Genomic DNA, 10763 nt, shown 5'->3' with positions numbered 1-10763 from the left:
AGGGGGTTGGGGGGGTCAGGTGAGGCGGGACTCCAGGGCGGTCAGGGCCTCTTCGACGGTGTGGGCCACCGTCAGGAGGTCCAGGCCGGCGGGCTTGAGGAACCGCTGGTCGGTCAGGGCCCGCAGCCAGTCGAGCAGGGGGCGGTAGAAGCCGTCGGCGTCCAGGACGACCATCGGCTTCGCGTGCAGGGCGAGGGTGGCGGTGGTCCACACCTCGAACAGCTCGTCGAGCGTGCCGAGGCCGCCAGGCAGGGTGAGGAACGCGTCCGACTTGTCGATCATGACGGTCTTCCGGCTGGCCATCGAGTCGGTCACCAGCAGCTCGTCGGAGGCGAGGTCGGCGACCTCCAGGTCCACCAGCGCCTGCGGGATCACGCCGAGGGTCGGACCGCCGGCGGACCGCGCGCCGTCGGCCACCGCGCCCATCATGCCGACGCAGCCACCGCCGCTGACCAGGGTGTGTCCGCGCCGCGCGAGTTCCGCGCCGACCTCGGCGGCCAGGTCGAGGAAGCGCTGGTCGAGGGTACGGGAGGAGGCGCAGAACACGCAGATGGCGGCCACGGTCAGTCCCGGCCCTTTCCGCCCTCGTCGGCGGCGGCCCGCTGGTCGGCCGCGGTCACCGCGACCGCCTCCTGGCGCACCGCCTCCTGCTCGGCGGAGAGGGCCGCCTCCGCCTCGACGATGTGCCGGACCGCGGCGTCGACGTCGTCGGTGAGGCAGATCAACTCCAGGTCCACCGGACCGATCTTGCCGTCGGCCGCCATGGTGTCGCGGAGCCAGTCCAGCAGGCCCCGCCAGTAGTCGGTGCCCATCAGCACCACCGGGAAGCGGGTGACCTTGCCGGTCTGCACGAGGGTGAGTGCCTCGAACAGCTCGTCCATGGTGCCGAAGCCACCCGGTAACACGACGAACGCCTGGGCGTACTTGACGAACATCGTCTTGCGGGCGAAGAAGTACCGGAAGTCGATGGCGAGGTCGACCCAGTCATTGAGGCCCTGCTCGAAGGGGAGTTCGATGCCGAGGCCGACGGACAGACCGCCGGCCTCGCTGGCACCCCGGTTGGCCGCCTCCATCACGCCCGGGCCACCACCGGTGATCACCGCGTAACCGGCCCGGGCCAGGGCGGCCCCGAGCGCCTCGGCCAGCTGACACTCCGGGCTGTCCGGCTTGCTGCGGGCGGAGCCGAACACGCTGACCGCCGAGGGCAGGTCGGCCAGGGTGTCGAAGCCCTCGACGAACTCGGACAGGATGCGCAACGCCCGCCAGGCGTCCTTGGTCTTCCAGTCGGCCCGCTGGCGCGAGTCCAGCAGGCGCTGGTCGGCGGTGCTGTCGTTGACCGCCTGCCGCCGCAGGGTGACCGCACCCCGGTGTCGTTCCGCCCCCGGCGCGCGCCTGGTCTCCCGCCCGTTGCTCTGGCTCATGGGAGCAACCGTAGTGGAGCGGCACCGGCCGGGTGCGCAGGGCGACGAGGCCGAAATCGTCCGCGATCACGGGCAACCATTTCGGTTGCTGGTACGTCTTACTATTCACATACCCGGTATGGTTCGGGCACGCGCCTTCGGGGGAGGGAGCCAGCGTGATCAGCAACAGCGAGATGATCCGGATCCGGCGGCAGATGCAGCGGCGGATCCAGGACGTGGTGGCCGAGCGCCGCCGGGCCCGCCTGATGGAGCCGTCCGCCAGTCCGTCCGACGACCACACCGACGCGCTGGCCACCGCCACCGCGTCCCACCCCACCGCCTCCTGACCGACCCGTCGAGGGCCCACCCGGACGCCCCCGCCGCGGGGCCGGCCGGGGCGGGCCCTCGACGGTTACCGGGCCACGGCGCTGCCGAGCCAGCGGTGCAGCGTGGCCGCGCCGTCGCGGATCTTGCCGATCTCCACGTGCTCGTCCTTGTGGTGCGCCAGGTTGGGATCGCCCGGGCCGAAGTTCAGCGCCGGCACGCCCATCGCGGCGAAGCGGGCCACGTCCGTCCAGCCCAGCTTGCCGACCGGCGCCGCGCCGACGGCGGCGAGGAACTCCCGCGCCGCCGGGTTGTCCAGCCCCGGCAGGGCACCCGGGGCCAGATCGGTGATCGCCAGGTCGAAGCCGGCGAAGACCTCGCGCACGTGGGCCTCGGCCGCCGCGCCGTCCCGATCCGGCGCGAACCGGAAGTTGACCTCGATCTCGCACCGGTCCGGGATCACGTTGCCGGACACCCCGCCGACGATCCGGACCGCGTTCATCCCCTCCCGGTACTCGCAGCCGTCGATGGTGACCCGCCGGGCCTGGTACGCCTGGAGTCGGCGCAGCACCTCGCCCGCGCCGTGGATCGCGTTCACCCCGCGCCAGGACCGGGCCGAGTGGGCGCGCTCGCCGTGTGTGGTGACGATCGCCCGCAGGGTGCCCTGGCAGCCCGCCTCGACCACGCCGTACGTCGGCTCCAGCAGCACCGCGAAGTCCGCCCGCAGCCACTGCGGGTGCGCCTCGGAGACCAGGAAGAGCCCGTTGTACTGCGACTCGATCTCCTCGGCCTCGTAGAAGAAGTAGGTGACGTCGTACTTCGGTTCGGGCAGGCTCACCGCCAGGTGCAGGGCGTACGCGACGCCCGACTTCATGTCCGAGGTGCCGCAGCCGTAGAGCAGGTCGCCGCGCAGCGTGGAGGGGAAGTTGTCGTTGTGCGGGACGGTGTCCAGGTGCCCGGCCAGCACCACCCGCTGCGCCCGGCCCAGGTCGGTACGCGCCATCACGGTGTTGCCGTGCCGGAAGGTGCTCAGGTGCGGGACCGCGCGCAGCACCTCCTCGACACAGTCGGCGATCGCCTTCTCGTTGAGGGAGACGGACTCCATGTCGACCAGTGCGCGGGTCAGCGCCACCGGATCGGCGAGGACCTCGGGGGTCAGCGGGTTCTCCATGGCTGGCACGGTACCGTCAGGGAGATGCGGGCGAGGAGTGAGCCGTACCGCCCCCCGCAGTGCCGAACGAAAGGTGATTCCGTGACGTCCGCAGTTGCCGCCTGGGGCATCGGCCTGGCCACCGTTACCGCCGACGACCAGGTGCTCGACACCTGGTACCCGACCGGCAAGCTGGGCCTCGGCGACCTGCCGCTGGTCCCGGGCGAGGACCAGGCGGACGTCCTGGACCTGCCGCCGGGAGCGATCGGCGACCGGGCGCTGCCTGGCCTGCGTACGGTGCAGGTGGTGACCGTCATCGGCGGGCTGGACGACCCGATCAAGGACGCGCCGGACGCGTACCTCCGGTTGCACCTGCTCTCCCACCGCCTGGTGCGACCCAACGAGCTCAACCTCGACGGCGTCTTCGGCAAGCTGGCCAACGTGGCCTGGACCTCGGCCGGGCCGTGCCCGCCGGAGCGGGTCGACGAGCTGCGGGTGATCGAGCGGGCCGCCGGCCGGCACCTGAGCGTGTACGGGGTGGACAAGTTCCCCCGGATGACCGACTACGTGGTGCCGTCCGGGGTACGGGTCGCCGACGCGGACCGGGTCCGCCTGGGCGCGCACCTGGCCGCCGGCACCACGGTGATGCACGAGGGCTTCGTGAACTTCAACGCCGGCACGCTGGGCACCTCGATGGTCGAGGGCCGGATCGTGCAGGGCGTGGTGGTCGGCGACGGCTCCGACATCGGTGGCGGCGCGTCGATCATGGGCACGCTCTCCGGTGGTGGCACCGACCGGATCCGCATCGGGCAGCGCAGCCTGGTCGGCGCGAACGCCGGGGTGGGCATCTCCCTCGGCGACGACTGTGTGGTCGAGGCCGGTTGCTACATCACCGCCGCGTCGAAGATCGCCCTGCCGGACGGGCGGGTGGTCAAGGCCCGGGAGCTGTCCGGCATGGACGGGCTGCTGTTCTGGCGCAACTCGGTCACCGGCGCGCTGGAGGCGAAGCCGCGGACCGGCCGGGGCATCGAGCTGAACGCCGCACTGCACGCCAACGACTGACACCCCGCCCCCGCGGGCCCGCGGAAATCCGCGGACCCGCAGGGGTGCGGCTCACCGCAGCCGGTACGCCTGGATGATCCGCTGGGTGACCGTGGCCCCGTCGGTGTCCCGGGCGGTGGCCCGCAGGGAGACGTGGCCCGGCCCGGCGGGATGCCGGACGGTGGCCGTCCACCCGTCGCGACCGTGCCGGACCTGCGCCCACCGCCAGGTCTTCCCGCCGTCGTAGGAGACCTCGACGGTCAGCGCGACGGTCCGGGCCGCCGGCGCACCGGGTTGCCGCTGCACCCGCACCGGGATCGTGAACGACCGGCCGGACGCCGCGGCGTTGTCCCGGTCCAGCCGGGGCGCGAACCGGATCGCCGAGGCCGGCAGCGCGGCGAACCCGTCACCGGTGACGTGCCGCGAGCGGAACCGCCACTCGGCGTGGACCTCGGTGCTCAGGTCGGTGAAGCTCCGCCGGCTGAGCACCTCCAGCCGGTAGTCGGCCGCACCGGCGGGCACCTCGAACCCGCCGTACCCCGGATCGGGGCTCTCCCCCACCAGCGTGCCGTCGCGGTAGAGCCTGGTGTGGGCGGTGTCGGCCAGCGAGCCGCCGGGATGGCCGTCGGCGTCGCTGTGCAGCGGCAGGTCGACCAGGATCTGGTCCCCCTGGCGGGTGATTCCCGACCCGGGCCAGAGTGGCGGCGGGAACGACGGGCCCAGCGGCGCCCGGTTCCAGGTCTGCGCGTACCGCTTTCCGGGCCGGTAGGCGCGCGCCGGACCGATGAGGACGGCCTTGATGTCGGTCCAGCCGTCATCTGTCGGCTCACCGATGCCCAACTCCGAGGACCAACGCAGCCCGGGGGCGGCGTTGTGGTACTCGACCCGTCGGCCGGGCAGCGCGGTGGGCAGGACCGCCGCCCAGCCGCCGACGTTCTCCAGCTCGGGATAGACGGTCCGCTCGACGACCAGGCCGGCGTACCCGCCCTGGAACCGGTGGGTGACGGTGGCCAGGTCGCGGGCCCGGTAGTGGCGGTCGAACCCGGTCGGCAGCCGACCGGGGAACGGCTCGGTGAGCGCGTAGAGGTAGGGGCTGCTCTCCGCCTCCCGGTCGGCCCACTGGCTGCCGATCGTGCCGACGAAACGCGACGCCGGGACCACCGGACCGGAGTGGTGGTTGGCGAGACCGGTGAAGTCGTCGCCGAGCATGGTGAAGCTGTAGCCGCCGTCGTCGACGAGGAAGTCCGCGACGACGGTGGCCAGCAACGGCGTGGCGGAGCGTCGCGGCACGCTCATCCGCACCGGCTTCGCCCTGCGGGCGTCGGCCACCACCGTGCGGTCCCGGTCGACCAGCAGCTCCGACCTCGTGATCATGCTGAGCCCGACGACCTCCTCGCCGTCGATCTCGTAGAGGTAGTCGGCCAGCCCGTACCGGCCCTTCGGCAGCCGGACCGTCGCCGTGCCGTCCGGGTCGTACAGGTCGAAGTGCGCGTAGGAGTCGAGGCCGACGAGGGTGCCGGAGTGGTCACCGGTGAGCCGGCCGGCCCGGTCCAGGTGCCGGACCGTCACGTCGTAGCTCTCCACCTCCCGGTGCACGGCGACCGGGGTGACCACCACGGTCGCGCTGGAACGGGCCACCACCCGTCCGGTGAAGAACCCGTCCGCCGTGCCCACCCTGGTGTCGGCGGTGACGGTGGTCCGGGCGGTGCCGCCGGCCGGAACCGTCACCCGCCGGGCGCCGAGCACGAACATCCCGGCGGGAGCCGGCGCCCCGTCCGGCCCGGTCACCTCCAGGGCCAGGTCCAGGCTGACCGGCTCGGTGCCGCCGTTCCGCCAGGTCACCGTGCGGGTGACCGGGGTGTCGTCGCCGTGCGGCCAGCGCGCCCGGCCGAAGGAGACACTGACCGGGTCGCTGGACACGGTCTGGGTGACGGCGCGCGCCACGTCGACCCGGCCGGCGCCCTGCTCGTACGCGGTCAGCTCGGGGTGCGGCCGGGCGGAGGCCATCAGGGTGGCCTTGAGTTGACCGGCCGCCCAGCCGGCGTGCTGCTGGGCGAGCAGTGCCGCGGCGCCGGCCACGTGCGGTGCCGCCATGGACGTGCCGGACAGTGCGACGTAGCGGTCGCCGACCGGGGTGCCGATGCTGCCCTCGGCGGCACGGGCGGCGACGATCTCCACACCCGGCGCGGTGAGGTCGGGCTTCAGTCCCTCGTCGCCGGTCCGGGGACCCCGGCTGGAGAAGTCCGCCAGTTGGTCGTCCCGGTCGACCGCGCCGACGGCGAGTGCCGCGTCGGCGGTGCTCGGCGAGCTGACCGGGGCGAAGGTGCCGTCGTTGCCGGCGGAGACGACGAAGAGGGCGCCGGTCTCGGCGGTCAGGGTGGCGATCGCCTCCTCCAGCGGGTCGGTCTCGGGGGTGTCGAAGCCGCCGAGGCTCAGGTTGATCACGTCGGCGCGCTGCTCGACCGCGGCCCACTGCATGCCGGCCAGGATGGCCGAGTCGGAGCAGCCGAGCCCCTCGCAGACCTTGCCGGAGAGCACCGTGGCGTCCGGGGCGACACCCCGGTAGCGGCCGCCGGAGGCGGCCCCGCTACCGGCGATGATGGAGGCGACGTGGGTGCCGTGGCCGATCAGGTCGCCCGGGGCGGTCTCCTCGGTGAAGTTGCGCGACTCCGTGACCCGACCGGCCAGGTCGGGGTGGGCGCTGTCCACCCCGGTGTCGAGCACCGCGACCCGCACGCCCCGGCCGGTGAAACCCGCCCGGTGGGCGGCCGGCGCGCCGATCTGCGCCACGCTGTGGTCGAGGGTGGTCCGTCGCCGGCTGTCCAGCCAGATCCGGTCGGCGTCCCCCGCCGCGCCGATCCGCGCGCTCCCGGCGCGGGTGATCGCCGTCCAGACGTCGCGGGTGTCGCGCTTGGGTGCCGTCGCGACGGTGATCCCCAGTGCGGGCAGTTCCCGGGTGACGGTGAGGCCGGCGGGCGGCGCCGCCCGCCGGGCCGCGCCGGATCCGCCGTCGACCAGCAGCGGCAGGTCGTCGCGGTGGGCGTCGTCGTAGCCGGCGGCGATCAGCCCGGTCACGTCGAACAGCCGCCGGTCGACGCGTCCGGACTGGATCAGCGGCAGGGCGTCCAGCGGTACGACGCTCAGGCGCCCCTGGTCACGGCGGTTGACGAACCGCATGTCCTCCCGACCGGGGGCGGGACGCACGCTCGCCCCCTGCGGGGTCACCGTGACCCGGTCGCCGGTGAGCAGGGTGACGGTGCGGGACTGGTCGGCGTCGACGGCGGGCCGGTTGGCCGGAACGGCCGTGGTGCGGTCCACCGGGGACGGTGCCCCGGGCGTCCGGGCGACGGCAGCCGCCGGATGCCCCAGGATCAGGCCGACCACCAGGCCGTACGCGGCGAATCTTCTTCTCTGCAACGGATCCCCCTTGCCAGGAGTGAGTTACATAGACGGACGTCATTCTTGCATACGGGGTATGCACGGTGGGGACGGAAAGATGACGAAGTCGCCAACGAATCGGCGGCGCGGTCGGGCAGGATCGGCTGATGGCCTCGATGAAGCAACGGATGCTGGCCGGCGAGCCGTACCTCGCCGACGACCCGGAACTCGTCGCCGACCACCAACGGGCACTGGCGTTGATGCACCGCGTCAACACCAGCGGGCCGGGCGACCCGGCCGACGGACTGGCGGCGCTGCGGGAACTGCTGGGCGAACTGGGCGAGGACACCGCGATCCGGCCGCCGTTCTACTGCGACTACGGCCACCACATCCGGATCGGCCCCCGCAGCTTCGTCAACTTCCACGCCGTCTTCCTCGACGTCGCCCCGATCACCATCGGCGCGGACACCCAGATCGGCCCGAACGTGCAACTGCTCACCCCCACCCACCCGGTCGAGGCGGAGCCGCGCCGGGCCAAGTGGGAGGCGGCCCGGCCGATCACCATCGGCGACAACGTCTGGCTCGGCGGCGGCGCGATCGTGCTGGCGGGCGTCACGATCGGCGACAACACCGTGGTGGGCGCCGGCGCCGTGGTGACCCGGGACCTGCCTCCGAACGTCGTCGCGGTGGGTAACCCGGCCCGACCGGTCCGCCAGCTCGACTGATCTCGACCAAGCCCTCCACTTGCACAAACACCCTTCCGGGGGCTGTTGCGGCGCCGGACATGAGATTACTCTGAGTAGCGATCGGGTTACCGGAGGCGATCATGGCTGGTCGGGTGTTGGAACTACGGGTACACGGGGTGTCCAACACACCTCCCGGCCAGATCCTCGGTCTGGATCCCGCGCCCGGGCCGGACCAGCCCCAACCGCGGCTGGTGGCCGGCGACGCGACCACCGGCTTCTACCGCTCCACCAAGGCGGCGCCGGAGGACCCGGTGGTCGTCGAGGCGTACAGCTGGGGGCAGTTGACCTCGGGCGCGCGGACCGCGCGCGACGTCGAGCGGGCCCTGTGGACGGTGCTGCTGCCGTTCACCCTGGCCAACGTCGCGCTGCACGCCCGGCCGGGCATCCCGGCCGACCCGGACACCGAACGCTGGCACAGCCGCTCGGGCATCGCGGCGTGGCTGATCCGGCTGTTCTGCCTGAGCCTGACCGGCACGCTGACGCTGACGTTCGCCGGCCTCGGGGTCGACCTGATCGGATGGCAGTGCGTCGACGTCGCCTGTCTCGGGCGGATTCCCGGCCCCTGGGAGTTCCTCGCGGCGGGCTGGTGGAGCCACGGCGCCCGCGCCCTCGCGGTCGGCCTGCTCGTGCCCTGGCCCTGGTGTGCGTTCTCGGCCTGGCCACCTGGCGCACCTACCAGTACGAGGCCGAGATGCCCGCCGACCCGGACGTGCCGGACGCGGCCGGGTCCCGGTCCGCGCCGACGGAGCCGGTCGGGTACGGAGCCGTCCCCTCCCCGCGAGCGGCAGCCGAGCCGGGGCCGGCGGAACCACCCCCGTCCCGCCTCGCCAACCCGTTGCAGGACCCGACGTTCTGGAGCGGCGAGGGGCAGCTCCGGCGCGCCGCGGTGCTGCACCTGAGCACCGCCGTGGTGATCGCCGCCGCGGTCGCCCTGGGACCGGTCCTGGCGACGGACCCACCGAGCGGAATGCGGGCGGTCCTGGCGGCGACGACGGCCGCCGCGATGACCGCCGTGGTGGTGATCGCGGTGGTGGCGCTCGCCCGTCCGTGGCTCACCCGGCGCGCGGGGGCCACCCCGCTGGGCCGGTGGAGCGTGGCGGTCGCCGTGCTCGCGTCGGTGGGGCTGCTCGGCACGGTGGTGCTCCTGCTGCTGCCCGACGGGCCCGCCGGGACCCCACTGGTCGACCTGCGGCCCCCGCCGGGCTGCGTGCGGAACCCGGAGGGGGCGGGCTGCCTCACCGACCGTTCGCTGCCCGGCTTCGACTGGATCATCTCCTGGTTCGGTACCGGGCAACTGCTGCTGCTGCTCGCCATCGGGACGGTCTCCCGATCCGGCCGCCGTGCCCTGCTCGCACCCGCCGTCGCCGTGGTACTCCTCGTCCTGGGGGTGCTCTGGATCGTCGGTTGGCTGCCCGGCATACCGGCCGCGCCGGCGGCGCTGGACATCTGGATGGTGGGCCTCGGTGCGGTCACCCTCGCCGGGGGCGGCCTGCTGCTGCCCCGCGTCCGGTCCCCGCGACCGCACGACGACCCGGCCTGGGCCGGTCGCGGTCCGGCGGTCCTGGCCGGCTACGGCTGGGTGCTCTGCGTCAGCAACAGCGCCGGCCTCTTCTACTGGGTGGCGGACCGGCTCAACAACGACGCCACCCCCAGCGGTCGCTCGCCAATCACCCCGCCGGTACCCGTGCTGTGGGCGGGCCTGGCCTTCAGCATCGCGCTGTTCCTGCTCCTCGTGGTCGCCCTACGCTCGGCGGTGCTCTTCTCCCGGCTCCGCCGGCAGGAGTACGCCGCGCTGACCGCCGGCCGGCACTCCCTCTCCGCCCACCAGCTGCGCCGCTGCCGGGACGTGAGCACATACCACGCCATGCACCGCCTGGTCGGCGAACACGCGCTGCGCCTGGCCGGCTGGTACGCCGCCGCGGCGACCGTCCTGGTCACCCTCGGCTGCGCCGCCGTGCTGTCGCCCGCCCGCCCCCACCCGTCACCGACCCACGGCGAGGCGGCGGTGCTCAAGGCGGTCGCCGACATCGGCGACTCCCTGCTGAGCTGGCTGCCGGTGCTGGTCGCCACCATCGGGTTGCTGGTCTACCGCAACGAGGGGGTCCGCCGCTCGGTCGGCGTGCTGTGGGACGTGGGGACGTTCTGGCCCCGGGCCGCGCACCCGCTGGCCCCACCCAGCTATGCCGAGCGCGCCGTGCCCGAGTTGCAGACCCGCACCGCCGGGCTCCTCGCCCTCGCCGAGCGGGATCCCCGGAGCCTCGACGGGATCATCCTCTCCGGGCACAGCCAGGGTGCGGTGATCTGCGCGGCGGTGCTCCTGCAACTGCCCGCCCGGTGGCGACGGCGGATCTGGTTCTTCTCCTACGGCTGTCAGCTGACCCGCCTGTACGGCCGGGTGTTCCCGGCGTACTTCGGGCCGGACCGGCTGCCGGTGCTGGCCGAGGCGCTGCACCGGCCGAGCGGTTCGCCGGGCTGGTCCAACTTCTGGCGGCACACCGACCCGCTCGGCTGGCCGGTGCACGCCGGGGAGCGGGACGTGCCGGTCCGGGACCCCGAGGCGCTGCACCCGAGCGACGGGGAGATCGCCGACCCCCCCATCCGCAACCACAGCGGCTACCCCGACGCGCCCGAGTACCAGCGGGAACGCTCGCGCGTCGCCCCGCTCCTGCGGCGGGCCGTACCGGCGCCCCGGGGCGGATCAGACTGACCGGGCGGAGCCACGGC

General features: G+C 73.6%; 9 protein-coding genes. 5 read left to right on the top strand and 4 right to left on the bottom strand.

All coding sequences use genetic code 11. From position 1 onward, the window contains the following. Nucleotides 1-15: 15 nt before the first annotated feature. On the bottom strand, nucleotides 16-561 hold the full coding sequence (locus tag D7223_RS27470) for an LOG family protein (RefSeq protein ID WP_120731620.1): 546 nt from the start codon (nucleotides 559-561) through the stop codon (nucleotides 16-18). Nucleotides 562-563: 2 nt separating this feature from the next. Beyond that, entirely contained in the window at nucleotides 564-1421 is an 858-nt protein-coding gene (locus D7223_RS27465) for an LOG family protein (protein ID WP_120731618.1), read from the bottom strand. A gap of 155 nt (nucleotides 1422-1576) precedes the next feature. Between D7223_RS27465 and D7223_RS32885 the strand changes: the two genes are divergently transcribed. Beyond that, nucleotides 1577-1747, top strand: a complete 171-nt coding sequence (locus D7223_RS32885) for a hypothetical protein (RefSeq protein ID WP_158610940.1) — start codon at nucleotides 1577-1579, stop codon at nucleotides 1745-1747. A 65-nt stretch (nucleotides 1748-1812) separates the two neighbouring features. Here D7223_RS32885 and dapE read toward each other — a convergent pair whose 3' ends face one another. Further along, nucleotides 1813-2895: a succinyl-diaminopimelate desuccinylase gene (gene dapE, locus D7223_RS27460; RefSeq protein WP_120731616.1), complete on the bottom strand. Its 1083-nt coding sequence runs from the start codon at nucleotides 2893-2895 to the stop codon at nucleotides 1813-1815. A gap of 81 nt (nucleotides 2896-2976) precedes the next feature. On the opposite strand from dapE, the gene dapD reads away from it, so the two are divergent. After that, nucleotides 2977-3936: a 2,3,4,5-tetrahydropyridine-2,6-dicarboxylate N-succinyltransferase gene (gene dapD, locus D7223_RS27455; protein ID WP_120731614.1), complete on the top strand. Its 960-nt coding sequence runs from the start codon at nucleotides 2977-2979 to the stop codon at nucleotides 3934-3936. Nucleotides 3937-3987: 51 nt separating this feature from the next. Here dapD and D7223_RS27450 read toward each other — a convergent pair whose 3' ends face one another. Continuing rightward, a complete protein-coding gene (locus tag D7223_RS27450; RefSeq protein ID WP_238162256.1) occupies nucleotides 3988-7332 on the bottom strand; it encodes a S8 family serine peptidase in 3345 nt (1114 codons plus the stop codon). Between the two features lie 128 nt (nucleotides 7333-7460). On the opposite strand from D7223_RS27450, the gene D7223_RS27445 reads away from it, so the two are divergent. The 3 genes from D7223_RS27445 to D7223_RS27440 all read left to right on the top strand — a co-directional run bounded on the left by D7223_RS27445 (nucleotide 7461) and on the right by D7223_RS27440 (nucleotide 10746). Next, nucleotides 7461-8018, top strand: coding sequence for a sugar O-acetyltransferase (locus D7223_RS27445; RefSeq protein WP_120731609.1), 558 nt, complete (start codon nucleotides 7461-7463; stop codon nucleotides 8016-8018). 101 nt (nucleotides 8019-8119) lie between these two features. Continuing rightward, on the top strand, nucleotides 8120-8938 hold the full coding sequence (locus tag D7223_RS33785) for a hypothetical protein (RefSeq protein ID WP_238162255.1): 819 nt from the start codon (nucleotides 8120-8122) through the stop codon (nucleotides 8936-8938). Then, the gene (locus D7223_RS27440) at nucleotides 8875-10746 is read left to right on the top strand and encodes a hypothetical protein (protein ID WP_238162254.1); all 1872 of its coding nucleotides are present in this window, start codon (nucleotides 8875-8877) and stop codon (nucleotides 10744-10746) included. Before D7223_RS33785 ends, D7223_RS27440 begins: the two co-directional genes overlap by 64 nt. Nucleotides 10747-10763: the final 17 nt, after the last annotated feature.

The sequence above is a fragment of the Micromonospora endolithica genome (assembly GCF_003626595.1).
Classification (GTDB): domain Bacteria; phylum Actinomycetota; class Actinomycetes; order Mycobacteriales; family Micromonosporaceae; genus Micromonospora; species Micromonospora endolithica.
This window is presented reverse-complemented; position numbering and strand designations above follow the sequence as displayed.

Bases quoted from the DNA above. Each gene is read 5' to 3' on its own strand.
- D7223_RS27445 (WP_120731609.1), top strand. From the start codon at position 7,461: ATGGCCTCGATGAAGCAACGGATGCTGGCCGGCGAGCCGTACCTCGCC.
- D7223_RS27465 (WP_120731618.1), bottom strand. From the start codon at position 1,421: ATGAGCCAGAGCAACGGGCGGGAGACCAGGCGCGCGCCGGGGGCGGAA.
- dapE (WP_120731616.1), bottom strand. From the start codon at position 2,895: ATGGAGAACCCGCTGACCCCCGAGGTCCTCGCCGATCCGGTGGCGCTG.
- D7223_RS33785 (WP_238162255.1), top strand. From the start codon at position 8,120: ATGGCTGGTCGGGTGTTGGAACTACGGGTACACGGGGTGTCCAACACA.